General features: G+C 69.0%; 23 protein-coding genes. 11 read left to right on the top strand and 12 right to left on the bottom strand.

The annotated features are described in order from the left end of the window. The first annotated feature begins 25 nt into the window (after positions 1-25). Positions 26-616 carry a TetR/AcrR family transcriptional regulator gene (locus ASD69_RS16605; protein ID WP_056180794.1) on the top strand — a complete coding sequence of 197 codons (591 nt, stop codon included), beginning with the start codon at positions 26-28 and terminating at the stop codon, positions 614-616. 7 nt (positions 617-623) lie between these two features. Here the strand turns inward: ASD69_RS16605 and ASD69_RS16610 are convergent, their stop codons facing one another. From ASD69_RS16610 to ASD69_RS16620, 3 genes are read right to left on the bottom strand one after another with little or no spacing between them, the layout of a single operon-like run. Next, a complete protein-coding gene (locus tag ASD69_RS16610; protein WP_162250667.1) occupies positions 624-1,148 on the bottom strand; it encodes a class I SAM-dependent methyltransferase in 525 nt (174 codons plus the stop codon). A 45-nt stretch (positions 1,149-1,193) separates the two neighbouring features. Continuing rightward, entirely contained in the window at positions 1,194-2,162 is a 969-nt protein-coding gene (locus ASD69_RS16615) for a diguanylate cyclase (RefSeq protein ID WP_056180801.1), read from the bottom strand. A gap of 7 nt (positions 2,163-2,169) precedes the next feature. Beyond that, complete coding sequence (locus ASD69_RS16620; RefSeq protein ID WP_056180804.1) at positions 2,170-6,909, bottom strand: PAS domain S-box protein; 4,740 nt, start codon at positions 6,907-6,909, stop codon at positions 2,170-2,172. A gap of 207 nt (positions 6,910-7,116) precedes the next feature. Here ASD69_RS16620 and ASD69_RS16625 point away from each other — a divergent pair, with 207 nt between their 5' ends. The 3 genes from ASD69_RS16625 to ASD69_RS16630 all read left to right on the top strand — a co-directional run bounded on the left by ASD69_RS16625 (position 7,117) and on the right by ASD69_RS16630 (position 8,215). Next, the gene (locus ASD69_RS16625) at positions 7,117-7,488 is read left to right on the top strand and encodes a metalloregulator ArsR/SmtB family transcription factor (protein ID WP_056181287.1); all 372 of its coding nucleotides are present in this window, start codon (positions 7,117-7,119) and stop codon (positions 7,486-7,488) included. Then, positions 7,485-7,643, top strand: a complete 159-nt coding sequence (locus ASD69_RS22020; RefSeq protein WP_157499243.1) for a hypothetical protein — start codon at positions 7,485-7,487, stop codon at positions 7,641-7,643. The genes ASD69_RS16625 and ASD69_RS22020 overlap by 4 nt, the downstream gene beginning before the upstream one ends. Positions 7,644-7,840: 197 nt before the next feature. Further along, a complete protein-coding gene (locus ASD69_RS16630) occupies positions 7,841-8,215 on the top strand; it encodes a YciI family protein (protein WP_056180808.1) in 375 nt (124 codons plus the stop codon). A 121-nt stretch (positions 8,216-8,336) separates the two neighbouring features. On the opposite strand, the gene ASD69_RS16635 is transcribed toward ASD69_RS16630, so the two are convergent. The 4 genes from ASD69_RS16635 to ASD69_RS16650 all read right to left on the bottom strand — a co-directional run bounded on the left by ASD69_RS16635 (position 8,337) and on the right by ASD69_RS16650 (position 12,302). Next, on the bottom strand, positions 8,337-8,840 hold the full coding sequence (locus ASD69_RS16635; RefSeq protein WP_056180812.1) for a hypothetical protein: 504 nt from the start codon (positions 8,838-8,840) through the stop codon (positions 8,337-8,339). A gap of 73 nt (positions 8,841-8,913) precedes the next feature. Next, entirely contained in the window at positions 8,914-9,738 is an 825-nt protein-coding gene (locus ASD69_RS16640) for an alpha/beta hydrolase (RefSeq protein ID WP_056180815.1), read from the bottom strand. 268 nt (positions 9,739-10,006) lie between these two features. After that, complete coding sequence (locus ASD69_RS16645; RefSeq protein WP_056180818.1) at positions 10,007-11,314, bottom strand: amidohydrolase family protein; 1,308 nt, start codon at positions 11,312-11,314, stop codon at positions 10,007-10,009. Between the two features lie 232 nt (positions 11,315-11,546). After that, the gene (locus ASD69_RS16650) at positions 11,547-12,302 is read right to left on the bottom strand and encodes a type 1 glutamine amidotransferase domain-containing protein (protein WP_082576566.1); all 756 of its coding nucleotides are present in this window, start codon (positions 12,300-12,302) and stop codon (positions 11,547-11,549) included. Positions 12,303-12,414: 112 nt separating this feature from the next. Between ASD69_RS16650 and ASD69_RS16655 the strand changes: the two genes are divergently transcribed. Both ASD69_RS16655 and ASD69_RS16660 read left to right on the top strand, forming a co-directional pair. Next, the gene (locus tag ASD69_RS16655) at positions 12,415-13,311 is read left to right on the top strand and encodes a LysR family transcriptional regulator (RefSeq protein WP_056180821.1); all 897 of its coding nucleotides are present in this window, start codon (positions 12,415-12,417) and stop codon (positions 13,309-13,311) included. A gap of 86 nt (positions 13,312-13,397) precedes the next feature. Further along, the gene (locus ASD69_RS16660) at positions 13,398-13,955 is read left to right on the top strand and encodes a DUF3016 domain-containing protein (protein WP_056180828.1); all 558 of its coding nucleotides are present in this window, start codon (positions 13,398-13,400) and stop codon (positions 13,953-13,955) included. Between the two features lie 893 nt (positions 13,956-14,848). Here ASD69_RS16660 and ASD69_RS16665 read toward each other — a convergent pair. Then, positions 14,849-15,772, bottom strand: coding sequence for an alpha/beta hydrolase (locus ASD69_RS16665; protein WP_082576567.1), 924 nt, complete (start codon positions 15,770-15,772; stop codon positions 14,849-14,851). A gap of 187 nt (positions 15,773-15,959) precedes the next feature. On the opposite strand from ASD69_RS16665, the gene ASD69_RS16670 reads away from it, so the two are divergent. Then, positions 15,960-17,894 carry a beta-propeller domain-containing protein gene (locus ASD69_RS16670; protein ID WP_056180836.1) on the top strand — a complete coding sequence of 645 codons (1,935 nt, stop codon included), beginning with the start codon at positions 15,960-15,962 and terminating at the stop codon, positions 17,892-17,894. A gap of 63 nt (positions 17,895-17,957) precedes the next feature. On the opposite strand, the gene ASD69_RS16675 is transcribed toward ASD69_RS16670, so the two are convergent. Further along, complete coding sequence (locus tag ASD69_RS16675; protein WP_056180839.1) at positions 17,958-18,374, bottom strand: VOC family protein; 417 nt, start codon at positions 18,372-18,374, stop codon at positions 17,958-17,960. A gap of 130 nt (positions 18,375-18,504) precedes the next feature. Beyond that, entirely contained in the window at positions 18,505-19,413 is a 909-nt protein-coding gene (locus ASD69_RS16680; protein ID WP_056180843.1) for a LysR family transcriptional regulator, read from the bottom strand. 121 nt (positions 19,414-19,534) lie between these two features. Here ASD69_RS16680 and ASD69_RS16685 point away from each other — a divergent pair, with 121 nt between their 5' ends. From ASD69_RS16685 to ASD69_RS16700, 4 genes are all read left to right on the top strand, one after another. Beyond that, complete coding sequence (locus ASD69_RS16685; protein ID WP_056180847.1) at positions 19,535-20,296, top strand: SDR family oxidoreductase; 762 nt, start codon at positions 19,535-19,537, stop codon at positions 20,294-20,296. A gap of 210 nt (positions 20,297-20,506) precedes the next feature. Further along, complete coding sequence (locus ASD69_RS16690; RefSeq protein ID WP_056180851.1) at positions 20,507-20,965, top strand: RcnB family protein; 459 nt, start codon at positions 20,507-20,509, stop codon at positions 20,963-20,965. A 204-nt stretch (positions 20,966-21,169) separates the two neighbouring features. Further along, positions 21,170-22,159: a zinc ribbon domain-containing protein gene (locus ASD69_RS16695; RefSeq protein ID WP_056180855.1), complete on the top strand. Its 990-nt coding sequence runs from the start codon at positions 21,170-21,172 to the stop codon at positions 22,157-22,159. Between the two features lie 187 nt (positions 22,160-22,346). Beyond that, the gene (locus ASD69_RS16700; protein ID WP_056180858.1) at positions 22,347-23,231 is read left to right on the top strand and encodes a hypothetical protein; all 885 of its coding nucleotides are present in this window, start codon (positions 22,347-22,349) and stop codon (positions 23,229-23,231) included. A 25-nt stretch (positions 23,232-23,256) separates the two neighbouring features. Here the strand turns inward: ASD69_RS16700 and ASD69_RS16705 are convergent, their stop codons facing one another. Beyond that, positions 23,257-23,835, bottom strand: a complete 579-nt coding sequence (locus tag ASD69_RS16705) for a dihydrofolate reductase family protein (RefSeq protein ID WP_056180860.1) — start codon at positions 23,833-23,835, stop codon at positions 23,257-23,259. A gap of 230 nt (positions 23,836-24,065) precedes the next feature. Then, on the bottom strand, positions 24,066-24,899 hold the full coding sequence (locus ASD69_RS16710) for an arylamine N-acetyltransferase (protein WP_056180863.1): 834 nt from the start codon (positions 24,897-24,899) through the stop codon (positions 24,066-24,068). Positions 24,900-24,980 lie beyond the last annotated feature (81 nt).

A 24,980-nucleotide genomic window follows, 5' to 3' on the forward strand; every position in this document is an offset into this window, starting at 1 on the left:
ACGAAACCCGGCGGTACAGCGTTCCATGAGCGAGACGGCAGCCCGACGACTGCGCAAACCCGAACGGCGCGAGCAGCTGCTCGAGACCGCCTTCGCGATCGTGCGCGAACAAGGCAGCGACGCCCTCACCCTGGGCTACCTGGCCGAACGCGCGGGGGTGAGCAAGCCGATCGCCTACGAGCACTTCCAGACCCGCGCCGGTCTGCTGATCGCGATGTACCGGCACCTGGACCAGCGCCAGGCCGCCGCCTTGGAGCGCAGCTTCGAGCGCCTGCCGCGCCGCCTCGGCGACGCCGCGCGCGTGCTGGCCGAGGCGTATCTGCGCTGCTACACCACCGCCGGCCCCGAGTACCCGGCGATCGTCGCGGCGCTCAAGGGCGACGAATCCATGGAACGCGAGCAGCAGCGCCTGATCGACGATTACGTCGCCCGCTATCGCGACGCGCTGGCGCCCTACTCCTCGCTGCCCGCGTCGGAACTGCAGCTGCGCTGCGTCGGCATCATCGGCGCCGGCGACGCGATCGCCCAGCAATGGCAGCGCGGCCGCATCGACGAGGCGACCGCGGCGGCGACATTGGCCTCGCTGATCCAGCGCTGGTTGTCGGCCAAGGCCTGAAGGCGCTTCAGTCGGCCCCGGCGATCGCGCACAGCCCAGGCACCGGGCGTAGCGGCGCGACCTCCACGGCGGCGACCGTGTAGCCGTGGCGCTGCAGGTTTTCGCGTAAACCGGCTTCGATCCGCGCCAGCGCGGCCGCGTTCGGCGGCTGATAGGCCAGATACAGACGACCGCGCGGCGCCAGCCAGTCGCGCACGCGCGCCAGTTCCGGCGCGGCGCCGGTCCAGAACCCATTGAGATTGACCGCGACGATGCGCTCGTAGCGCCGCTCGGGCTCGGCCTTGGCGACCTCGACCACGCGGAAACTCGCCGCGCCCGAGGCGACGGCATCGGAATTGCGCCACACCGCCGCGGCGACCGCCGCGGTGGAGCGATCCAACCCCAGGTAGTGGCCGCGCGTCAGCCGCGGCAGCAGCAGCGCGGCCAGCACGCCGTTGCCGCAGCCCAGTTCCAACACCGCATCGCTCGGGCGCGGATCCAGCAGGCCCGACATCCAGCTCAAACGTTCCGGGATGCGTTCGGCGGCGCTCATGCGGGTTTCGTCATGGCGCGCGGGCGCCATCGTCGTACGCGGCGCTCATGCGCCCGCCGTGGGCGTGTCCTCGTCGCTGCGCACGCGCGCGCGCCCGCCGCGCTTGGCCCGATACAGGCCGCTGTCGGCGCGATTGAGCAAGCTCTCGGCGTTCTCTTCCTCTGCCGGTTGCGCGGTCGCGATACCGATGCTGACGGTAACGGTTCCGTGCTCGCTGGCCGCATGCGAAATGCCCAGCGCGCGCACCGCGCGCTCCACGTTCTCCACCACCACGCGCGCGCCGGCCAGATCGATTTCGGGCAGCAGGCAGGTGAACTCCTCGCCGCCGGTGCGCGCGACCAGGTCGCCCGGGCGCGCCAGGCTGCTTTCGATCGCGGCCGCGACCTGGCGCAGGCAGTCGTCGCCGGCGAGGTGGCCGTAAGTGTCGTTGTAGGCCTTGAAGTGGTCGATATCGATGATGCCCGCCGACAGCGGCTGGCCGCCGCGGCGGCAGCGCTGCCACTCGCGCGCCAGACGCTCGTCGAACTGGCGCCGGTTGGCCACGCCGGTCAGGCCGTCGACCCAGGCCATGCGCCGCAGCAGATCCGATTGCTGCTTCAAGGTCAGGTGCGCGCGCACGCGGTTGCGCACGGTCAAGGCGTTGATCGGCTTGGTGATGAAGTCGACGCCGCCGGCGTCCCAGCACGCGGCCTCCTCGGCCGGATCGTCCAGGCTGGTGACGAAGATCACCGGGATGCTCTGGGTTTCCGGATCGGCCTTGAGCGCGCGGCACACCTCCAGCCCACTCAGGTCCGGCATGACCACGTCCAGCAGCACCAGGTCGGGCGGGGTCTGGCGGCAGAACGCCAGCGCCTGCGCGCCGTTGGTGGCCATGAACACGTCGTGATCGGCGGAAAACACTTCGTGCAGTGCGCGTATGTTGATCGGCTGATCGTCCACGACCAGCAAGCGCGCGCGTCGCGAAGCGGCCGCCGTCCCGGGCAACGCCTCCACGTCGAACAAGATCACGTTCATCTCCTTGTCATTCCGATCGGGCCAGCAGACGGCCGCACACATCGGCCGCCGCGGCGAAGTCGAACCGGGTCAGCGCATCGGCCAGCTGCCGATGCTCGCCCGGGTGGTGGCGGGCCAGGCCCGCCTCCAGCGAGTGGAATACGTCCAGCGCGCCCAGGTTGGAGGCGCTCAACAGTTCGCGCAGGCGCTGCAGCGAGCGCTGCGGCACCGGCGCGTCGTCGCCCGGCGGCGGCGGTTCGTCGGCGCTCAATATCTGCAGGCGCTCGCGCGTGGCGGCCGCCGCTTCGCCCAGACCGTTGCGCAACGCACCCAACTGCAGCGCGCGCAACCAGTCCTCGCCGGCCGCGGCGATCGCCTTCTCCTGCAGCTCGGCCAACTGCGCCAGGCGCATCGCGCCGACCGTGGCGGCGACGCCTTTGAGCGTGTGCAACTGACGCGCCGCGCCTTCGCGCTGTTTGGAGCGCAAGGCGGTCGCAAGCTCGCCCATGATCTGGGTGCCGCCGTCGGGGAAGCCGCGCAGCACGTCGCTGTAGACGCGCCGTTTGCCGCCGAAACGGGCCAGCGCGGCCTCCCAATCCAGCAAGGCCGGCTCGCCGTTCGCGGCCGGCGCGGCTTCGGCCGGCGCGACCGCGGTGTGCGCCGCGGCCGGCAGGGTGGTGGCGATCTGGGCGGCGGCGGCCTGGGTCGTCACCGCCTGCGCCGTAGCGGCCTGGGTGGCGACGGCGCGCGCGGCCAGCGCTTGCGCCGCCTCGGCCTGCAATGCGGCTTCGGCCTCCAGCGCGGGCAGCGGCGGCGCGGGCTCGGCGGCGGGTTCCACGGGTGGCGCAGGTGCGGGCGTGGGTGCGGGCGTGGTCGCAGGCGCGACTACGCCCGCGCCGTTCGCGGCCGCCGCAGCGCCCGCGGTGGTGGCGCCGCGTGCGGTCCAATGCAGCAGACGCTCGACCAGGGTATCCAGATCGAAGGGCTTGCCGAGGTGATCGTTCATGCCTGCGGCCAGGCAGGCCTCGCGGTCGGAAGGCAGCACGTTCGCGGTCATCGCGATGATCGGCAGCCTGGTCAAACCCAGATTGCCGCGGATGCGCCGGGTCGCGGTGTAGCCGTCCATGTCGGGCATCTGGATGTCCATCAGCACCACGTGGTACTGGCCGGCCTGGCCGACCAGCATCTGCAGGGCCTTGGCGCCGCCGCCGGCCACGGCCACGCGCGCGCCCTCGCTTTCGAGCAGGTCGGTCACCACCTGCTGGTTGGTCGGATTGTCCTCGACCACCAGCAGCGACATTCCGGCCAGGCGATTGCGCGAGGCTTGCAGCGGCGCCGGATCGGGCAAGGGCAGCGGCAGGCCCTGTCCGGAGCGCGCATCGGCGACCGCGTCGATCAGCATCGCCACCGTCACCGGCTTCATCAGGAAACCGTCCAGCACCGCCTGTTCGCGGCCCAGCCGCTCGACCAGCATCTCGCGGCCGTGCGCGGTGACCATCACGATCAAGGGCGCCTGGCTGCCGCCGATCAGTTCGCGGATGCGCCGGCCGGTCTCCCAGCCGTCCAGGCCCGGCATGCGCCAGTCCAGGAAGATCACTTCGTAGGGCGGGCCCTCGCCGGCGGCGCGCTCGACGAACTCCAACGCTTCCTCGCCGCTGCGCGCGGCATCGGCCTTCCAGCCGATCGACTGCACCATCGCCAGGATCGCGTTGCGCGCGCTGTCGTTGTCGTCCACCACCAACGCGCGCAGTTCGCGCAGGCGCTCCGGCGGACCGGCCGGGGCCTCGGAGGGCTGGCTGGGCACGCCCAGCCCGATGCTGAAGAAGAAGCGGCTGCCGCGGCCGCGTTCGCTTTCCACGCCCAGCTCGCCGCCCATCAGGCGCACCAGTCGCTGGCTGATCGCCAGGCCCAGGCCGGTGCCGCCGAAGCGGCGGGTGGTCGAGGCCTCGGCCTGCGAGAAACCCTCGAAGATCGCCACCAACTTGTCTTCGTCGATGCCGATGCCGCTGTCGCGCACGTCGAACGCCAGCGACACCCGGCCCTGATCGGCGTTGGCGACGCGCACCACCAACACCACCTCGCCGTAGTGGGTGAACTTGATCGCGTTGCCGACCAGATTGATCAGCACCTGCTGCAGGCGCAGGGAATCGCCGATCACGCGCTTGGGCACGTGCTCGTCGATATCGAACACGATCTCGATGTCCTTGTCGCCGACGTTGGCGCTGAGGATCACCGAGATGTCGCGCAGCACCTGCTCGAGTTCGAACTCGTGCGATTCCAGGGTCTGGCGGCCGGCCTCGATCTTGGAGAAGTCGAGGATGTCGTTGAGAATGCCCAGCAGGGTCTTGGCCGCGGTCTCGGTCTTGTTGGCGTAGTCGAGCTGGCGCAGGTCCAGGCTGGTCTTCTGCAGCAGCTGCAGCATGCCCAGGATCGCGTTCATGGGCGTGCGGATCTCGTGGCTCATGTTGGCCAGGAAATCGCTCTTGGCCTTGCTGGCCGCCTCCGCCGCTGCGACCGCGTCCACCATCGCCGCCTCGGCGGTGCGCTGGACGGTGATGTCCTCGGCGATCGACCAGGTATGGAGCTTGCCGTCGATGCGCAGGGCCACGCCGTTCAAGCGCACCGGCACGCGCGCGCCGTCCTTGCGCACGAACTGTTTCTCGTAGGGGCCGTAACGGCCGCTGCTGTGCAGGGTGCGCTGGATCGCCTTCTCCTGCAGCTCGTACTCCTTGGGCGTGAGCTTGCTCTGATCCAGCGCGCGCAGTTCCTGCTCGCTGTAGCCGGTCAGGGCGCGGAACTCCTCGTTGAACTCGACGAAGCGCCCGCTCTCGTCGGTCAGCGCGATGCCCAACGGCGACAGCTCGAACAGCCCGCGCAGCTTGCGTTCGTTGGTCTCCAGCGCGGCCTCGCGGCGCTTGCGCTCGCGCAGGTCGACGGCGATGCCCAGGTAACCCACGATCTCGCCGTCGCTCTTGCGCAGCGCGCTGACGTTGAGCAGCACCGGGATGCGGTCGCCGCTCTTGGTGATGTAGGTCCACTCGTTGGAATCGGGCTCGATGCGGGCCTTGGCCACGAACACTTCGAAGCCAGGATCGATGCGTCGGCCCAGCTCCATCTGCAGCGCATGGGCGCGCTCGGCCATCTCGATCGGCTCGTGGAACAGCGCCGGGGTCTCGCGGCCGACCAGTTCCTCGGCCGAGTAGCCCAGGATCGCCTCGGCGGCCGGATTGAACAGGGTGATCTTGCCTTCCGGGTCGGAGGCGATGATGGCGTAGCCGGCGTTGGCCAGGATCGCGCGCTGCAGCGCCGAGAACGCCTGCAGTTCGGCGGTGCGCTCCTCGACCTGATGCTCCAGGGTGGCGTTGAGCTGCAGGATCTCGGCCTGAGCTTCCTTGCGTTCGGCGATGTCGCGCAGGGTCGAGGCCACGCCGACCACGCGCCCGCTGCCGCTGCGGATCGGCGCGGCCGAAATCTCCACGTACAACGGCGAGCCGTTGCGATGGCGGCGGATGGTCTCGACCGCCACCGCCTCTTCGCCGGCCAGCGCGCGCTGCAGGATCTGGCCGTCCTCGCGAATGCGCTCGAACGGCACCACCAACTCGACCAGCGAGCGGCCGATGGCCTCCTCGGGCGGATAGCCGAACATCTGCTGGGCGGCGCGGTTCCACTCGGTCACGCGGCCGTCGGACGAGGTGCCGACGATGGCGTCGTGCGAACTCTCGACGATCGCGGCCAGGCGCGCGCTCTGCGCGATCGAACGCTGCTTGCGTTCGTTGGAGCTCATGAACAGATACAGCAGCACCGCCAGCAGCGAACCCAACGCGGCGATCGAACCCGCCGCGCGCCAGGGCTGCGGCAGGTCCAGGGCGGCGATGGTGGCCGGCTGGGCCTCGATATCCATGCGCCACTGGCGGCCGTACAGGGCGAAAACGCGCTGGCGCGAACGCTCCTGGTCGACGCCTTCGCCGATGCTGGCGGAGGCGTAGATGCGCTCGCCGTGCGCCGGGTCGGTGACATCGCTCAGGATGAAGCCGTAGTCGGCGTGGGTTTGTCCGAAGTCGGCCAGGATGTCGTCGGTGACCAGCGGCGCGTACACCCAGCCCACCGCCGCCGCCGCGGCCTGAGCCGGGTCCGAGGGCTGTCCGTTCGGGTACACCGGCAGCAGGAACAGCATGCTGCGATTGGGCTTGCCCTCGACCTGGACCAGGGTGATCGGCCCGGTCAGGGTCGGCTGCCCGCTCTTTAGCGCGGCCAGCGCGGCCTCGCGGCGCTTGCGCTCGGAGGCGATGTCCAGACCCAGCGCGGCGCGATTGGGCGCCTCGGGCTCGACGTACTTGATCAGGTATTTCTCGCCCTTGTGCGGGGCGAGCTGGCGGACCTTGACCTCGCGCAGGCCTTCCGCGCGCAGGCCGCTCAGGAAGGCGCCCTCGCGGCCGGCGGGCACGCGCGCGATGTAACCGAAGCCGTGCGCGCCGGGGAACTCGCGCGCGAGCTCGCGCGACTGCATGTAGCGACGGAAGCGTTCGCGGTTGATCGCGCCGCCGGCGCCCAGCACCGCCCCGCGCGCCCCGCGCAGCCCGTATTCGTAGGTCTGGAAACGCGACTTCAAATCGGCCGTGGCGCGCGCGGCCATGCTGTCCAGCAGCTGCTGGGTGCGCGCCTCGTTGCCGGACTGCTGGCGCAACCCCACCATCACCGCGCCGGCCAGTCCCAGCAGCAGTACCAGCAGGGCAAGTCGGGCAGGGCTACGCAGACGACGGATGGGCATCCCCTCCCAGGTTCGGAACGAAGGACGTTAGCAGAGGCCCCGTAGAGATTCCGAGTGGGGCTGCGCGGAATCGACACCGCCCGGGCCGGCTACGCCACTGTCCGCGATCGGCACAGCCGCGCGCAGGGGCATCGGCGGCACCGGCAGTGCGCACCCATACTTAAGCGATCACTTGACAGTGGGATGGCCCCGCCCACACTCAAGCGCATGCCTAACCATCCCGCGAATCTGGACCGCGTCTTCCACGCCCTCGCCGACCCCAGCCGGCGTTCGATGATCGAGCGTCTGGACGGCGGTACGGCCACGGTCAGCGAACTCGCCCGGCCCTTGGCGATGTCGTTGGCGGCGGTGGTGCAGCACCTGCAGGTGCTGGAGGCCAGCGGCCTGGTGCGCTCGCGCAAGACCGGCCGGGTCCGCAGCTGCGAACTCGATCGCGACGGCCTGGCCGCGGCCGAACGCTGGATCGGCCAGCGCCGCGACGCCGGCGCACGCCAGCTCGACCGCCTGGGCGCTCATCTCGCCGCCCACCCCGAGCCGCAGCCCGCCAAACCCGCCTCACGCAGACGCCGCCCCGCATGAACGCCGACGGCCGCCGCATCGTCCCGGTCGAACGCATCCAAAGCGCGGGCGCCCTACTCGCGCGGGCCCCGATCGCCTGGGACCTGCAAGCCGATGGCGACGGTACGCGCCTGCGCCCGACCGCCCGGATCGCGTCGCCGGCGGGCCGTCGGTGATCCAGAGCCGCCCTGCCGCGATCGACCCGCTGCGCGACCGGCCGGGCCGGCACTGAGATTTCGCCGCGTGCGCGGCTGGTTGTGAAGACCTTCGGCCCCTGCCTTGTGCACGAACGCGCGAAAGAACGGCGGGTCTCTTGCGGCCCGCGACCGCTGGCCGCACATTGCCGGGCCCACCCCTCGATCCGAGACCGCGAATGAAATTTCTGGTGATGATCTACAACGACGACAGCCTGCTCGGCGGCGTACCCGCCGACGAGGCCAAGAGCATGATGCGCGACTGCCTGATCCACGCCGACGAGCTGCGCGACCAGGGTTACCTGCTGGACTCGCAACAGCTCGAGGCCCCGACCACCGCCAAGTCGCTGCGCGTGCGCAACGGCCGCGCCACGATCACCGACGGCCCCTTCGCCGAGACCAAGGAATACCTGGGCGGCTTCAACCTGATCGAAGCCGAGAACATGGACGAGGCCCTGCGCATCGCCGCGCAGTTCCCCTGGGCCAATTCCGGCTGCATCGAAGTGCGCCCGGTGCGCGATCTCAACGACGTGCGGCGCGACGTCGGCGCCTGAGCTCGCATCTCGGCGGCCGCCGCGGACGCGACGACTACGTCGCCGGCGTCGCCTCAGGCGCCGCCGAGCGGCTCAACGACAACCCAGGCCTCCACCGCGAGCGCGCCTGGGTATGGCGGGATCAGGCAGCTTGCGGCAGCGGCGCGCGCTGGCGACGGATCCGCAAGGCCTGCAGCAGCGCCACCGCCAGGAACACCAGGAAGGCCGCGCCCACCGCGGCCTGCAGTTCCGGCGCGTCCGGCCCCGACACCAACGGCCGGCCCTCCGGGATACGGGTGGCGGTTTCGGTGAAGCCCGGGATCAGGTGGAAGAACACCGTCAGCGTGTAGCCGATCACCGCGACGTAGCGCGACAGCCCGCCGAAGATCGCCTTGCGGTCGGCGGCCAGCGCCGAGAACAACACGATCAGCGTGATCACGCCCAACGCGTGCGGCTTGCCGAAGCCACCGTGGCGGAAGATGAAGAAGCCGGTCACGCAGCTGCCGATGGTGAACCACACATAGACCTTGCCGATCACGCGCTCGTAGCCGATCTCGCGGTAACGGATCAGGGCGATGAGGCCGGCGAACAGGGCGATGAGGCTGACGACGGTATGGAACATGCCGAAGGGCGTGATGCCGAACATGGTTCACCTCGCGATGGCTGGGCGGTTGCGGACGATGGCGCGACGCCGACGCGCGGCCGGCGTCGCGCGCGGATCAGGACTTGAGGAACGCCAACATGTCGGCGCCGAGCTTTTCCTTGTGGGTGTCGGTGATGCCGTGCGGCGCGCCGGGGTAGATCACCAGCTTGGCGTGCGGGATCAGCTTGGCCGAGGCGCGCGCGGCGGCGTCCACCGGCACGACCTGATCGTCGTCGCCGTGCACTATCAGGGTCGGCTTGTCGAACTTCTTCAGGTCCTGGGTGAAGTCGGTGGCCGAGAACGCGGCGATGCAGTCGTAGGCGTTCTTGTGCCCGGCCATCATGCCCTGCATCCAGAACGCGTCGATCGCGCCCTGCGACTTCTTCGCGCCGGGCCGGTTGTAGCCGAAGAACGGGCCGCTGGCGAGGTCCTGATACAGCTGCGAACGATCGGCCAGCGAGGCCTTGCGGATGCCGTCGAAGACTTCGACCGGCAGGCCGCCGGGGTTGGCTTCGGTCTTGAGCATCAGCGGCGGCACCGCCGAGATCAGGCCGAGCCTGGCGACGCGCGCGGTGCCGTGACGGCCCACATAACGCGCGACTTCGCCGCCGCCGGTGGAGAAGCCGAACAGCGAAGCGTCCTTGACGTCCAGATGCTCGAGCAGCTCGGCCAGGTCGTCGGCGTAGTGGTCCATGTCGTTGCCCTGCCAGGGCTGACTGGAGCGGCCGTGACCGCGGCGGTCGTGCGCGATCACACGATAGCCGTTGTCGGCCAAAAACAGCATCTGCGCTTCCCAGCTGTCGGCGTTGAGCGGCCAGCCGTGGCTGAGGACGACGACGGGGCCGCTGCCCCAGTCCTTGTAATAGATCTGGGTGCCGTCTTTGGTGGCGATCGTGCTCATGGTCTTGCTCCCGGAGTCGGTGGAGGGTGGGGTCGGCACAACGGCGGTGGTGCGGGGGGCGTCGGTATCCGCGCAGCCGCGATGCCGGCTGCGCGCGCACCGGCATCGTGCGGAGACGACATTGCGCTGCAGTCTCGGCTGCTGCGACGGCCCGCAGGCAAGCTGCAGCTCTCCTCGTCAGGGAGATCCCCGGAGCGGCGCGCGGACTGGGACCGCGCGTCGCTCCGGTTTTCTTTGAGATGTTCCTAAAGCGCGGAAACGCCTACGCTCAGGGTGCGCTCTTGACCACCACGCCCGCGCGCATCACCAGCACCGGCTTCTCGGTCGCGCGCACGTTCTGGATCACGTCGCCGGGCACCGCCACGATGTCGGCGGCCTTGCCGACTTCCAGGGTGCCGGTGTCCTGGTCGATGCCGAGCAATTTCGCCGAGCCCTGGCTGCTGGTCATCAGCGCCTGCGCCGGGCTCATGCCCATGTCGACGTAGTCGCCGAACTCGCGTGCGTTGAGGCCGTGCGGGAACACCGCCGAGTCGGTGCCATAGGCGATCGGCACGCCGATCTTCAAGGCCTGCTTGAACATCTGGGTATGCGCGGCGGCGGCGGCGCGCGCCTTCTCGCCGATCTTGGGCGGATAGGTGTTCGCCTTCTCATCCACCCACAGCTGGGTCATGCGCGTGGGCACCAGGTAGACGCCCTTGTTCTTCATCAGCTGCAGCGTGGCCGGGGTGAGGAAGCTGCCGTGCTCGATCGAATCGATGCCGGCCTCCACCGCCAGCCGCGCGGCGACATCGCCGTGGCTGTGCGCGGCCACCTTGCGGCCCCAGTTGTGGGCCTCGCCGATGATCGCGCCGAGCTCGGCCGGCGTGAGCTGCGGCACGTCGACGGGGTCGGACTCGGAAAGCACGCCTCCGGAGGCGCAGATCTTGATCACGTCGGCGCCGAACTTCATCTGCTGGCGCACCGCCAGGCGGCATTCCTCGACGCCGTTGCACACCCCTTCCAGCGGACCGGCGGGCCGGATCCGATCCGGCGGCGCGTTGACGCTGTCGCAGTGGCCGCCGGTGGAGCCGATGGCGTGGCCGGCCACGATCAGGCGCGGGCCCTGGACCAGGCCGGCGTTGATCGCGTTGCGCAGGCCGATGTCGACGAAATCCGGTGCGCCCAGCTCGCGCGCGGTGGTCACGCCGGCCTTCAGCGCCGACTGCGCGTTGCGCTGCGCGTGGAAGGCCTGCTCGGTCGGGAAGCGCAGCATGTTCTCGTAGAAGCCCTGGGCCCAATCCTCGCTGTGATCGGAAGCCAGGTGGGTATGCGCGTCGATGAAGCCGGGCAGCAGGGTCGCCTCGCCCAGGTCGATCACTTGCGCGTCGGCCGGAATAGCGGCATCGCGACCGACCGCGACGATGCGATCGCCGCGCACCACCACCACGCCGGGCGACACCAGCTGCCCGCTGCGTCCGTCGAACAGGTGCGCGGCCTTGAGCGCGATCGTCGGTACGCCGTTCTGCGCCTGCGCGCTCAGCGCCAGACTCAGACCCAAGGACAAGGCAGCGGACAGGACGGCGTTGCGCAACTTCATACGGACTCTCCCCGGAGCGATATGGTGAGAGCGAGTGTAGGGCTTGCTGCGACGCGGGATATGGGACCTTCGGATGACCGGCGCCTCAGTTTCCGCGCGCGCCCCGCACCCGATCGTGCGCGAAATTCTCCGGCCGTCCTCGCCATGACCCGAAGAGGACGCCGCCAGGCATCGCGATGCGTAGGATGCGGTGAGCCAAAGGCGAACCGCATCGTCTTCGCGGCGCCGAGTACTAGTTGGCGGCCGTCGACTTGCGCAACAGATCGCGCACCGCCTCGGCGGTGGCGGTGGCCGACTGCGGGTTCTGGCCGGTGACCAGGCGCCCGTCGACGCTGACCTGCGCGGTCCAGTTCGGCCCGGCCTGGTGCTGCGCGCCGCGCTGGCTCAGCGTGCTGGCGAGCAGGAACGGCACCACGCTCTCCAGCTTCACCGCGCGCTCTTCGTCGTCGGTGAACGCGCTGACGCGCTTACCGGCCACCAGGTAGCTGCCGTCGCTGAGCTTCACGTTCACCAGCGCGGCCGGGCCGTGGCAGACCGCGGCGACCACGTTGCCGGATTCGTACACCTCGCGCGTCACCCGCTGCACCGCCGGGCTGTCGGGAAAATCCCAGACCGCGCCGTGGCCGCCGGCGTAGAACACCGCCGCGTACTTGCCGCTGTCGACGGTATCCAGGCGCGCGGTGTTGCGGATCGCGGCGCGGAAGCCGGCGTCGTTCCAGTAGCGCGCGTTGGTGGCGTCGTCCAGTTCGACGCCGTCCACCGGCGGCTCGCCGCCCTGGATCGAAGCGAACTCGACCGCAATGCCGGCGGCGTCGAACACCGCCAGGGGGTGGGTGACTTCGCCCAGGTAGAAGCCGGTGGGCTGACCGGTGCTGCCCTTGGTGCCGTGGCTGGTCAACACCATCAGCACCGGCTTGGGCGCGGGCGGGGTGGCGCCGGTGGCGGCGGCGGACAGGCCGAACAGGGCGGCGGCGAATAAAGCGCTCATGGCGGGAATCCTGGGAAAGGGTCGGGAGCCGACCGGGTGCTGGCACTCTATTCTTGCGTTTTATGGCGATAAACTGGCTTCCTGGCAAATTACTCGTGCGTGGATCGCAAGAATGAGCCGTCATTACGACCACCTGGCCGACGTCGAGGCCTTCGCCGCCGCGGTCGAGCGCGGTTCGCTGACCGCCGCCGCGACCGCGCTGGCGACCACGCCCTCGGCGATCAGCCGCGCGATCGCGCGGCTGGAAACCCGCCTGGGCGTGCAACTGTTGCGGCGCACGACCCGGCGCCTGGGCCTGACCGAAGCCGGGCGCAGCTACCTCGAGCAGACCCGCACCGCCTTCGCCCTGATCGACGAGGCCGAACGTAGCCTCCAGGGCCAGGGCGGCACGCTCTCCGGCAGCGTGCGCCTGAGCGTGCCGACCACCTACGGCCACTACCGACTGCCGGCGCGGCTGCAGGCATTCGCGCAGCAGCACCCGCAGGTGCGGATCGAGTTGAGCATCGCCAATCGCAATGTCGACCTGATCGCCGAAGGCTACGACCTGGCGATCCGGCTGGGCGAGTTGCCCGACAGCGGCCTGGTCGCGCGCAAGCTCGAGGACGCGCCGGTCTGCCTGGTCGCCTCGCCCGATTATCTGCGGCGCGCGGGCCTGCCGCGGACCATCGACGACCTGGCCCAGCACAGTTGCCTGTCGTTCGTGATGCCCAGCAGCGGACGCGTATTTCCTTGGATCCTGCGCGAGGACGGGCGCGACCGCGACTGGACGCCGGGCGGAGCGCTGCGGGTCTCGGACGATCCCTTGGGCATGGTGTCCCTGGCCGAACAGGGCGCGGGTATCTGCCAGAGTTATGACTTCATCGTCGGCGAACGCGTGCGCGCCGGGCGCCTGGTCGAGGTGTTGACGCACACCCGCGGCCGCAGCCGCGCGTTCTCGCTGATCTACGCGCCGCACCGGCAGCTGTCCGCCGCCGCGCGCGCCCTGATCGCGGCGCTGAGCGCGGGCTAAAGCGCCGCGGCTCCGGCATTTGCGGTGCCCAGCACGCGGGCGGACAATCGGGGTGTCGCCTCAGCGCGCTATCCACGGAGTCACCCATGATTCTCCGTCCCGCCTTGATCGCCGCCGTGCTCGCCCTGACCCTGGCCGGCGGCGCCGTCGCCAAGAGCCGCAACGTCACCGACCCCGATGCGCCGCGCGCGCTACCCGAACAGGGACCGGTCGAAGTGCGTTGGCAAAATCCGGCCCAGTTCACCGAGATCCGCTACAGCGGCAATTCCAGCGAAGCCAAGCGCGGCAACTGGGTCGAAGACCTGGCCCAACACCTGCGCCAGCGCGCGCAGAAGCGCCTGCCCGCGGGCGAGCGCCTGGAAGTCGACATCCTCGACATCCGCCGCGCCGGCAACTACGAACCCTGGCGCGGCGTCGCCTTCAACGACACCCGCTTCATCCGCGACATCTACCCGCCGCGCATCACCCTCAACTTCCGCCGCATCGGCGCCGACGGCCAAGTCATCGCCGAGGGCGAGCGCAAGCTCAGCGACATGGGCTTCCTCAGCAACGCCAACCCCCTGAGCAACAGCGACCCGCTGCGCTACGAAAAGACGCTGATCAACCGCTGGCTGGACCGCGAACTCAAGCGCCCCGGCGTCTGAGCCGCACCGCCGCCCGCCGCTCCGCACCCTCCACGGGCGCGCCATCAGCCGCATCCGCCCCTGTAGGAGCGGCGCAAGCCGCGACCGCGAAGCCGCACCCACGACGAAACCAACGACGCACACCGAATACCGAGTCGCGGCTTACGCCGCTCCTACCCGGCCATCCCGACTCTGCTTTCTGCTTTCTGTGGGAGCGGCGTAAGCCGCGATGNGACGCACACCGAATACCGAGTCGCGGCTTACGCCGCTCCTACCCGGCCATCCCGACTCTGCTTTCTGCTTTCTGTGGGAGCGGCGTAAGCCGCGATGAAGGCCCCGCACTCGTCGCGCAACTCGCGTCATCGCCGCAGTCCAATCGCGGCTTACGCCGCTCCCACAGCGCCAGCGCAACGCGCCCCGAACTTCGCTCGCCCCTACCCGCGCCGCCTCCGACCGCCACCTGTAGGAGCGGCACACGCAGCGACCGCGAAGCCGCACCCACAACGAAACTGACGACGCACACCGAATACCGAGTCGCGGCTTACGCCGCTCCTACCCGGCCATCCCGACTCTGCTTTCTGCTTTCTGTGGGAGCGGCGTAAGCCGCGATGNACGACGCACACCGAATACCGAGTCGCGGCTTACGCCGCTCCTACCCGGCCATCCCGACTCTGCTTTCTGCTTTCTGTGGGAGCGGCGTAAGCCGCGATGAATGCGCCGCACTCGTCGCGCAACTCGCGTCATCGCCGCAGTCCAATCGTGGCTGACGCCGCTCCCACAGCGCCAGCGCAACGCGCCCCGACCTTCGCTCGCCCCACCCGCGCCGCTTCCGATCGCCACCTGTAGGAGCGGCGCAAGCCGCGACCGCGCCACCCCACCCACGACGCCGCCCACCTCAAAACAGCGATCCCACCCTAGCGCCGCAACGTCTCCAAGAACTCCCGCAGCGCCGTATTGAACGCCTCGGGCTGATCCACGAATACGCCATGCCCCGCATCGGCGATAACCTCCAGGCTCGCTCCCGGCACCTGCGCGGCGGCGGCTTTCTGCGCCGCCAACTCCTCCGAGCTAGCCGCCGCCACGATCAACGTCGGCCGATCGAACTTCTGCAGCGCGCCACTGCGATCCACGCCGTACATATCCGCCACCAGCATCGCTACGCCGGTGCTCACCGGCGTGCGCAGCGCGATCTCGACGCGCTGGCGCAAGCGCTCCGGTGCCAATGGCTTGACGAAGATCGCACCCATCATCCCTTGCAGGTACTCGCGCGGATGCGCCGCGTAGACCGCCATCATTTGCAGGAAGCGCTGCGCCGCCTGCGGATCCGCGGCCACCCCGCCAGCGCCGCGCGACACCGCCGCATCCACCAACACCAAGCCGGCGATACGCCCGGTCCCGTAACGCTCCACATAGGCGGCGACATCCTGGACGCCCTGCGACCAACCGATCAGCACCACCCGATCGAGTTTGCGCGCCGTCAGCAGGGCCTCGATATCGCTGGCGCGCACCTCCGGCGTATTGCCGCTCCCGCTTTGCTGCGAGGCCCCCTGCGAACGCGGGTCCATCGCCACCACCCGATGCCCCTCGCCGAACGCCGCCAACTGCGCGTCCCAGATCGTGTGATCCATGCCCCAGCCAGGCACGAACACCAGCGCCGGCGCCGCGCCGGTCCGGCCGTTGTCGGCGTAGTGAATGCGTGTGCCGTCGGCGGCCGGCACCGAGCCGGCGACGTAGCCTGCGGCGGCGACCGGACCGTTCGCCAGTGCACCGAACAGCAGGAGCGAGCCAGTCAATATCAGCGTACGCACGCAGCGTCGGGGACTGGAATTCGTCTTCATGGCGCCGGACTCGCAAGAGAGAGGAAAGAGCTAGCGGCGATCATCGCAGCGCGGGCCGGGGTAGGACTGTGCCGGTAGTGAGGGTTCGACCCCGTTTCGGATCCCATGCGTTGGAAGTCTCGGGGTCGCTGCGGCGACCCTGGTCGGCCGCTCGCCGGGAGCGGCCGCCTCCGCCCTGGGGAACCGCATGAACAGGAAGATCGTCGTGTCCATCGCGCTGGGCGCCGTGCTGCTGGCGGCCTGCGCCGAGCCCGCCACGCCGCCGGTGTCCAAGCCGTCGAGCACACTGCAATCGTTCGAGGACGAAGCCGCATTCCAGCGTGCGCTGACGAACTTGCAGCAGACCATGAAGCGGCGGCGACAGGAGGCCGCCAAGGAGTACGCGATGGCCCCTCCCCCTCCCCCTCCGCCCTCACCGCCCCCCGCCCCCATGAGCTTCGCCGAGTCCTCGGCGGTAGATGCGCCGGCCCAGGCCAGCGCCGACGCCGCTGCCGCCGCACCCGAATCGATCACCAACGTCCAGACCCTGGGCGTGGACGAAGGCGACATCGTCAAGAACGCCGGCGACTACCTGATCGTGCTGCGCCGCGGCCGCCTGTTCTCCATCCGCGTCGGCGGCGACGGCCTGCAACCGGTCGCCACCATCGACGCCTACGCGCCGGGCTCCAGCCCCAACGGCACTTGGTACGACGAGATGCTGGTGTCGGGCCGGGACGTGATCGTGATCGGCTACAGCTACGAACGCGGCGGCACCGAGATCGGCCTGTTCGCGCTGGGCGACGACGGCGGCCTGCGTCATCGCGATACCTACCAACTGCGCAGCGGCGACTACTATTCGCAACGCAACTACGCCAGCCGCCTGATCGGACGTCAGCTGATCTTCTACGCGCCCGTGCCGGTGTACTTGAACGAGCCCGAGTCGCATCTGCCGGCATTGCGCCACTGGCGACCCGGCGCCCAGGTCGCCGACTTCAAACGCATCCTGCCCGCCAGCCGCATCTACGACGCGCTGGACCCAACCAGCGACGACTACTCCGTCGTGCTGCACACGGTGAGCGTGTGCGACCTGGGCAGGGCCGAACTGGAGTGCCGCGCCACCGCCGTGCTCGGCGACCGCTCGCGCGAGTTCTATGTCGCGCAGGACGCGGTCTATGTCTGGATCAGCTCGGAAAAGGGCAAGGCCGGGGTGCCGTCTTCGTCGGTGTTCCGCATGCCGCTGGATGGCGGCGCGCCCTCGGCGCTGCGTACCAGCGGCAGCCCCATCGACCAGATGTCGTTCCTGCAACGCGACGGCTATCTCAACGTGCTGGTCGGCAGCGACTACGACGGCCATGCGATGTGGCGCGACGACGCCAAAACCGGCGAACTGGCCCTGCTGCGCGTCAAGCTGGACGAATTCGGCGACGCCAGCGCCAGCACCCGAGCCGAGCACTACCGTCCGCTCCCCGCCCTGATCGCCGGCTACGGCGCCATGCAGAATCGCTATGTCGGCGATTGGTTGCTGGTGGGCGCAGCGCCGTACCAGCACGACGACCGCGGTGCGGCGAGCACCGTTCTCGCCCTGCGCTACGCCAGCCAGAGGCCGGTGCAGGCCTTGTCCCTGCCGCACGCGGTGAGCCGCATCGAAGCACTGGGACGCGACGCCTTGCTGGTCGGATCCAGCGGCAACGATCTGCATTTCAGCGGGATTCGCCTGGGCGACAACGCCGCGCACGCGGGACGTTTCGTCTACCCCGGCGTGGCGGAGGGCGATCAACGCACCCACGGCTTCTTCTATCGTCCGACCGCCGACGACGCAGGCATCGCCGGTCTGCCGATCTTGCGGGCGGATGAACGCGACTACAGCGCCCCCGGCCAAGCCAGCGTCGTCTACCTGCGCAACCGCTCCCTGCACCTGAGCCGCATGGGCCAGCTCGACGCGCGCACCTCGCCCGCCACCGACGACGATTGCCAGGTCAGCTGCGTGGATTGGTACGGCAACGCGCGCCCCATCTTCGTCGGCGAGCGCGTGTTCGCCCTGCTCGGCTACGAACTGGTCGAAGGCCGCGTCGATGCGGACCGCATCCAAGAACGCCGCCGCGTGGACTTCGGCCCCGGGCGCGCCGCGGCCATTTCCAAATAAGTACGCGAGCACGAACCTCCCCCGCTCGCACGGGGAAGGTTCGCGAACGAGTCAGAGATCGAATCAGCCCGCCTGCGCGGCGCTCGGGTCGGCGTCCGGATCCATGTAGAACACTTCCCACTGGTGGCCGTCCGGATCTTCGTAACCGCGCTGGTACATGAAGCCGTAATCCTTGGCCTCGGGCGACTTGGCGCCGGCCGCGATCGCCTTTTCGACCAGCGCGTCGACGCCGGCGCGGTCTTCGGCATTGATGCTGAGGATGGCCAGCACATTCTGGCTGGCGTCGCCGACCGGCTTGCTCACGAAACTCTGGAAGAACGGCTTGACCAGCAGCATCACGTAGATGTCGTCGGAGACGATCATGCAGGTGGCGTTCTCGTCGGTGAACTTGGCGTTGAACGAATAGCCCAGCTGGGTGTAGAAGGCGACCGAACGGTCCAGGTCCTGGACGGGGAGGTTGACGAAGATCTTGGTAGCCATGACGAATCCTTGAGGGTGGAGGGTAGTTGGCGGGCCCAGTACGGGATCGATCCGGCCTGCTCTACTTGACGACGAACCAAGGGGCGCGTGATCGACACGGCCCGCGAAATATTTTTCGCCTGGCCCGGCGTCAGCCCGGCGGGTCCAGGTAAGGCTGCAGCAGCTCGGCCATCCATTGCATGAAGACCTGCGCGCGCAAGGGCAGATTGCGCCGGTGGGCGTACAGCAGCGACACCGGCATGGGCTCGGCGCTCAGTTCCGGCAGCACTTCGACCAGTTCACCGCGCGCCAGGTAGGGCTCCAGCCCGATCAACGGGGCCTGGATCAGGCCCAAGCCGACCAGGCAGGCGGTGCGGTAGGCCTCGACGTTGTTGACGGTGAGCACGCCGGCCATGGGCAGGCTGCGGTAGGCCACGCCGTCCCAGTACTCCCAGCCGTCGGGTCGTCCGCCCAGGCTGGCCGCGTAGTGGACCAGGCGATGGCCGGCCAGATCCTGCAGGCGTCGCGGCGTGCCGTAGCGCTGCAGGTAGGCGGGGCTGGCGCAGTTGGCCACGCGGAACTGGCCCAGGGGGCGCGCGATCAGACTGCTGTCGGCCAGGGTGCCGATCCGGACCACGCAGTCGAAGCCTTCGCGCACCAGGTCGACGCGGCGGTCGGCGCTGCTCAGTTCCAGCTCCAACTGCGGGTGCAGGGCCAGGAACTCCGGCAACCGTGGGATCACCAGCGCGTGCGCCATGCCGCTGGGCATGTCCACGCGCAGGCGGCCGCGCAGCGCCTGCGGCGCCTGCTGAAACATGCCCCGCAGTTCGTCCACATCGGCCAACAGGTCCTTGCAGCGTTCGTAGAAAGCCTGCCCGTCCTGGGTGGTCTGGACCTTGCGCGTGGTCCGGTGCAGCAGGCGCGTGCCCAGCAGGTTTTCCAGCTGCTGCACCGCGGTGGAGGCGCTGGCTTTGGGCAGGCCCAGGCTGTCGGCGGCGCGGGTGAAGCTGGCCAGCTCGGCGACCCGGACGAAGACCTGCATGGCGTCGAGCTGGTTCATCGGGGCTCCGGGCAGCGCAATTGTTCGCATTTAACGAACAGATAAATCGAATTATGCAGATTTATCGCCATAAGTCGCGCCAATAGAGTGGCGTCCACATCCCACCCTCAGGAGTCCTGCCATGACCCCCTCCACCATCGCCCTGATCACCGGCGGCAGCCGCGGCCTCGGCCGCAACGCCGCCCTCAAGCTCGCCGCCCAGGGCAGCGACGTGATCCTGACCTACCGCAGCAACCGCGCCGAGGCCGACGCCGTCGTCGCCGCGATCCGCGCCGAAGGCCGCCGCGCCATCGCCCTGCAACTCGACGTCGGCGACAGCCGCGGCTTCGAAGCCTTCGCCGCCCAGGTCCGCGATGCCCTGGCCACGCATTGGCAGCGCGACCGCTTCGACTACCTCATCAACAACGCCGGCATCGGCACGTATGCCGCGCTGGCCGAAACCACCGAGGCGCAGTTCGACGAACTGATGAACATCCATTTCAAGGGCGTGTTCTTCCTCACCCAGACGCTGCTGCCGCTGATCGCCGACGGCGGCCGCATCGTCAACGTCTCCACCGGCCTGACCCGCTTCGCCCTGCCCGGCTACGGCGCCTACGCATCGATGAAGGGCGCGATCGAAGTGCTGACCAAGTACCTGGCCAAGGAACTCGGCCCGCGCGGCATCGCCGTCAACGTGATCGCGCCCGGCGCGATCGAAACCGACTTCGGCGGCGGCACCGTGCGCGACAACGCCGATATCAACGCCTACATCGCCGCGCAGACCGCGCTGGGCCGGGTCGGTCAACCGGACGACATCGGCGGCGTGTTCGCTTCCTTGCTGTCGCCGGACAACCGCTGGATCAATGCGCAGCGCATCGAAGCCTCCGGCGGCATGTTTCTTTAAGTAGGGAGCGGTTAAGCCATCCCGCCCCTGTAACCGGTTACGTCGACGCAGGAGGCGCCGACGTACCGGACAGGGTTAAAGGAACCTTAAACACGAATGCGCGCAACTCTCGACGCCGGTCGCGTTTGGCACATGATGCAGCTGCATCGACGCCCCAATGCGATTACAACGCATGGCAACGAACGCCATCCGAACACCGGGAGAATCCGCATGAAACGCATATTGCTGGCCACCGCGATCACTCTGGCCGTCCTCGCCTCGCCGGCGATGGCCGACGGCCGCGGCAAGGGCAACGGCCATGGCCGCGGTCACGACAAGCACCAGGATCGCGACGACCGTCACGATAGGCACGACCGCGACGACGACGATCGCTACGACCGTCGCGACCGCGGTGGCCGCGGCTACGACCGTTACGACAGCCGCTATTACTACAGCTACGACGGCCGCAACCATCCGCCGGGCCGCCACAACGGTTGGCACAAGGATTACCGCCGCGGTCAGCGCATCGACGTGGTCTACATGCAGCCGCGCTACTACATCGACGACTACCCGCGTTACCACCTGGCACCGCCGCCGCGCGGCCACCGCTGGGTGCGCATGGACGACGGCCGCATGATCCTGATCGCGGTCGCCACCGGCATCATCGCCGACGTGCTGCTGCATCATTGAGGCCCGACCGGCGCCCCGCGCCGCTCGCCAGCCCCACGAGGAATCCCGCTGCGGCGGGATTCTTCGTTTTTGGCCCCCATCCGTCGACCCGAGTCTCCGCCGCCGGCCTCGACCGGATATGGACGCGCATCCGCTCGGATGCTACTAAGCTCGCAAAGGCGCGCCGACGCGCGCATCGCTCATCACGCCTTAGGGGGAGGCACGATGACCGTCAACGCCTGTGAGAACTGCAAGACCGAAACCGCCGCCGGCGCGCGCAACTGCCCGGCCTGCGGCGCGCCGATGCTCGCCAACTTCATGCCGGACCCACGCCGGGCGGCCGCGCGCGCGCGCAATTCCGGCGACCACACCTGGCGCAATGTGGCGATCAGCGCGGTGATCGTATTGGGTTGTCTGACTCTGTTGGGGCGCTGCAGCTCGCTGCTGAGCGAAATCGACCGGCGCGCGGACGTACGCCAGGAGGCCGACGCCTTGGCCAAGACCGGCCGCGAGCTGCTGCTGGCGGAAAAAGCGCGCCTCGACGACATCGAGGCCGGCCGCACGCGCGTCGGTTCCCAACCCCAGCCGGCCGCCAACAGCGACACCGCTCTTCCGGCGCCCGCCACCAACACCGCCGAGCTGCTGCGCGGCATGAACCGGATCGTTAGCGATATGGGGCAGCGCAGCGCGCATACGCGGGCGCAATTGCAGGCCGAAGTCGCCACCCTGAAATTGGACGCCGTGCTGGCGCCGCAAAACCTGGTCGACGCTCAAGGCATCGCGAGCGGCCAATCCACCATGCGTCGCTACCTGACTCTGGTCGAGGCCTCCAACGCCATCGCCCGGGCCGACACCGCCGAACTCGACCGCCGCGTCTACGCCCTGGCGGGCGGCGTCGCAAGGAACGCCCAATTCATCGCCGGCTACGAGCAGTCAAAGCGCCAACGCGTGACCCTGGATGACGAACAGATCGCCAACCAGCGCCGCGCGGTCGCCGCGACCCAGGCCCTGCTCGCTTTCGCACATGCGCGCCTCGGCCGCATCTCGCTGGACGGCAAGGAACTGCTGTTCCGCAGCCAGAGCGACCTGGATACCTACCGCCGCCTGCTGGCCGACTTCGACCGCGAAGCCGCGCAGGAAGAGGAGATCAGCCGCCGCCAACGCAAGATGATCGACGACGCATTGGCGAGTACGGACAAGCTCAAGGCGATGTAAGCGATGCATTCGAGTTCCCGCGCAGGCTATGGCGACCCTGGCCCGTCGATGCCCTCGCGAATCGGCGTATGACGACGCAGGCGTGCGTCTGGGCCAGCGACGAAAATAGCCGTGGCACCTGCGATCGCTTGGCCGCCTTATGCTCCCGACACGCGGCCCTGCGCGTCGCTCCTGGGGAATCTCGCCGATGAAAGTCCTGCTCGCGACCGCCCTGCTGCTGCTCGCTTCGAGCGCGCACGCCTGCATCAACGAAGTCGGCACCGACCGCGACGGCCGGCGCTTCGCGGCCCTGTGGTACCTGGGCGACGACATGACCCAGTCGATGCGCGAGCGTTCCGTTCGCGAGCACGCGCTGGAGCGTGCGAAGCGGACCATCGCCGAGGCGCGCAAGCAGCCCAGCTTCCAGTCGCTGACCAACCTGGGCGTGCTGTTGATCTACCAGGGGCAGTATCCCTTGGCGATTCGCCACTTCATCGCCGTCGAGCGCCTTTACCCGGGCCACCATGAAACCGCCGCCAACCTGGGCACCGCGCTCGAACTGGCGGGACAGGACCGCGTCGCGTTGCGCTGGATTCGCCTGGGCATCCAGCGCAACGCCGACGAGCACCTGCGCACCGAATGGCTGCACGCGCGCATCCTCGAGGCCAAGATCGCCGCGGCGCGCGAGCCGGGCTACCTCAACCGTCGCTCCATCGCCGGTGTCCGATTCGAAGCCAAGACCGTGCCTGCGCTTCCGACCGCCCTGCCCGCCGGCAACGACGGCAAACCGGTCAAACCTTGGGAGCTCGAAACCGCGCTGAACTACCAGCTACACGAACGCACCCAGTTCGTGCCCGCACCGGATGCCGTGGTCGCCAACCTGCTGTCCGACTGGGCGACCCTGAACCTCGCGGGCGGCCCGTTGGAGAATGCGAGCGCCCTGTACGAACTGGCCGTGGACTACGGCGCGCCGCGCGATGCCTTGATGCGCGAACGCCAGGCTTACATCCGCAGAACCATCGCCCGGGCGCCGGATCGCGACGGAGCGGACAGCGACTACAACTGCGCCATCTGTCCGCCCGTGGGGGAATGACGGCGCCGCCATCGGATGGCCGACGCTACGACGTCACCGCATAACTCAGGCGCAGCAGGTCGTCGCCGATCGCTTGGGCTTCCAGCAGCCGCAAACGATGGCGGCCGCTCACCCCACCGAACAGCGGCTTGCCCGGGCCCAGCACGATCGGGCTTACGACTAGGCACAGCTCATCGATCAGGTCGGCGTTCATCAGGCTGGAAACGAAGCTGGCGCCACCGACCGCGTAAAGATCGCGGCCGGGCCGGGATTTGAGCGCGCGGATATCGGCGATATCGCGAACGATGCGGGTATGCGGCCACGTCGCCTGCCTCAGCGTGCGCGACAGCACGATGTGTTCGGTGGACGCGGCGAAGCGAGCGTACTCCACCTCGTTCGGTGTCGGCGCGCGCCCGCTGAAGGCGAGCACGCCGGCGGGGTCGTTCTGGACCTCGCTCCAATAGCCTTCGTAGCCCGGATACATGCCGCCGCCAAGCAGACAGGCGTCGATGCGGTCGGTGAGGCCGTAGCGGTCGTCCCAGGCGTCCACCCAATCCAGTTCGCCCTGTGGGCCTTCGATGCGTCCATCCAGCGACATCTGCAGGGCCGCGATGATCTTGCGCATGATGCGAACTCCGTTGGGGTGTTACCCGAGCGTCGAACTCGCGCGCCGGCGATCGACACCGCACGCGCGAACGCCGACGAACGGTAGCCCCATGTCAGGCGCGTCGCGCTCGATGTACATGGATTGCGATCTCGCGGCGGGATCCGCTCCCCACCGTGCAGCCAAGCGCTTCCTGTAGGAGCGCCGCAAGTCGCGACCGCGACGCCTCAGCTACGACGCGCTACTCCAGGTCAGGATGTCTCCCGCTCCGCCAGGCGCTTCACGATCGCCGCGCGCAAGGTCGCTGCGTCGGCGATACGGATTCCCAACTCATCCCGCAACACCGCCATCACCTCATCGGCGTCCGCCAGTTCGCGGCGCTGGCTGGGTTGACCCAGGCGATGGACCGCGTAGCTGCCGTCGCTCAAGGTCTTGCGGATGCCGTCGCCGGTGCGCGCGGCGAACATGCGCCCTTTGAACGGCGACTCCGGATGCGTGGACACGTACCAATTGCCCACCACGTAGTCGACCTCCTGCGCGGGTGTCAGGTCGAAGACGTACATCGGGCGCCACTCCTCGCCCACCTTCGCCCGCAGCGCGTAGCCGCCGTCGATCCGCGCCAGGCGGTAGTCCTCGTGCGGGGTCGACTGCGGCGCCTGCGTATCCAGGCGCAGCGGCGCCGTCGGCACCATGCCGCCGAAGCCTACGTCGGCCAGGTACTCCAAGCCGTCCAGCGTCGCCAGCACGAACATATGGGTGCGCGCCGTCGGCGCCTCCTCCGGCCCGCCCATCACCACCCGTGCGGTCAGGCCGCGTGCCACGAAACCCAGGTCTTGCACCAGGGCCAGGAACAGGCGATTGAGTTCGTAGCAGTAACCGCCACGGCCCTCGTGCAGGACCTTGCGCTGCAGGGACGCCAGATCGATCGGCACCGGCTCGCCCAGGAACGTCGCCAGCGTCTCGAACGCGAACGTGGCGGTGTGGCGACGCTGCAATTCGCGCAGCGTATCCAGCGTGGGTGCGGGCGGGGCGTCGTAGCCGAGGCGTTGCAGGTAAAGGTCTAGATATTGCAATGCTTGCGACATGGGCAGGACCTGATTCTCGTCAGGCGATCACCCTACGACCTCAACCCTGCTTGAGGTCAAGTGCACGAATTCGCAATCGGC

This window comes from Lysobacter sp. Root604 (assembly GCF_001427505.1).
Taxonomy (GTDB): domain Bacteria; phylum Pseudomonadota; class Gammaproteobacteria; order Xanthomonadales; family Xanthomonadaceae; genus Lysobacter.

Excerpts from the sequence above, each read along its gene's own strand:
- ASD69_RS16650 (WP_082576566.1), bottom strand. The coding sequence starts at position 12,302 with ATGAGCGCTTTATTCGCCGCCGCCCTGTTCGGCCTGTCCGCCGCCGCC.
- ASD69_RS16645 (WP_056180818.1), bottom strand. The coding sequence starts at position 11,314 with ATGAAGTTGCGCAACGCCGTCCTGTCCGCTGCCTTGTCCTTGGGTCTG.
- ASD69_RS16700 (WP_056180858.1), top strand. The coding sequence starts at position 22,347 with ATGAAAGTCCTGCTCGCGACCGCCCTGCTGCTGCTCGCTTCGAGCGCG.
- ASD69_RS16635 (WP_056180812.1), bottom strand. The coding sequence starts at position 8,840 with ATGTTCGGCATCACGCCCTTCGGCATGTTCCATACCGTCGTCAGCCTC.
- ASD69_RS16620 (WP_056180804.1), bottom strand. The coding sequence starts at position 6,909 with ATGCCCATCCGTCGTCTGCGTAGCCCTGCCCGACTTGCCCTGCTGGTA.
- ASD69_RS22020 (WP_157499243.1), top strand. The coding sequence starts at position 7,485 with ATGAACGCCGACGGCCGCCGCATCGTCCCGGTCGAACGCATCCAAAGC.
- ASD69_RS16630 (WP_056180808.1), top strand. The coding sequence starts at position 7,841 with ATGAAATTTCTGGTGATGATCTACAACGACGACAGCCTGCTCGGCGGC.
- ASD69_RS16660 (WP_056180828.1), top strand. The coding sequence starts at position 13,398 with ATGATTCTCCGTCCCGCCTTGATCGCCGCCGTGCTCGCCCTGACCCTG.
- ASD69_RS16710 (WP_056180863.1), bottom strand. The coding sequence starts at position 24,899 with ATGTCGCAAGCATTGCAATATCTAGACCTTTACCTGCAACGCCTCGGC.
- ASD69_RS16670 (WP_056180836.1), top strand. The coding sequence starts at position 15,960 with ATGAACAGGAAGATCGTCGTGTCCATCGCGCTGGGCGCCGTGCTGCTG.
- ASD69_RS16690 (WP_056180851.1), top strand. The coding sequence starts at position 20,507 with ATGAAACGCATATTGCTGGCCACCGCGATCACTCTGGCCGTCCTCGCC.
- ASD69_RS16665 (WP_082576567.1), bottom strand. The coding sequence starts at position 15,772 with ATGAAGACGAATTCCAGTCCCCGACGCTGCGTGCGTACGCTGATATTG.
- ASD69_RS16625 (WP_056181287.1), top strand. The coding sequence starts at position 7,117 with ATGCCTAACCATCCCGCGAATCTGGACCGCGTCTTCCACGCCCTCGCC.
- ASD69_RS16605 (WP_056180794.1), top strand. The coding sequence starts at position 26 with ATGAGCGAGACGGCAGCCCGACGACTGCGCAAACCCGAACGGCGCGAG.
- ASD69_RS16655 (WP_056180821.1), top strand. The coding sequence starts at position 12,415 with ATGAGCCGTCATTACGACCACCTGGCCGACGTCGAGGCCTTCGCCGCC.
- ASD69_RS16640 (WP_056180815.1), bottom strand. The coding sequence starts at position 9,738 with ATGAGCACGATCGCCACCAAAGACGGCACCCAGATCTATTACAAGGAC.
- ASD69_RS16615 (WP_056180801.1), bottom strand. The coding sequence starts at position 2,162 with ATGAACGTGATCTTGTTCGACGTGGAGGCGTTGCCCGGGACGGCGGCC.
- ASD69_RS16680 (WP_056180843.1), bottom strand. The coding sequence starts at position 19,413 with ATGAACCAGCTCGACGCCATGCAGGTCTTCGTCCGGGTCGCCGAGCTG.
- ASD69_RS16695 (WP_056180855.1), top strand. The coding sequence starts at position 21,170 with ATGACCGTCAACGCCTGTGAGAACTGCAAGACCGAAACCGCCGCCGGC.
- ASD69_RS16685 (WP_056180847.1), top strand. The coding sequence starts at position 19,535 with ATGACCCCCTCCACCATCGCCCTGATCACCGGCGGCAGCCGCGGCCTC.
- ASD69_RS16610 (WP_162250667.1), bottom strand. The coding sequence starts at position 1,148 with ATGAGCGCCGCCGAACGCATCCCGGAACGTTTGAGCTGGATGTCGGGC.
- ASD69_RS16705 (WP_056180860.1), bottom strand. The coding sequence starts at position 23,835 with ATGCGCAAGATCATCGCGGCCCTGCAGATGTCGCTGGATGGACGCATC.
- ASD69_RS16675 (WP_056180839.1), bottom strand. The coding sequence starts at position 18,374 with ATGGCTACCAAGATCTTCGTCAACCTCCCCGTCCAGGACCTGGACCGT.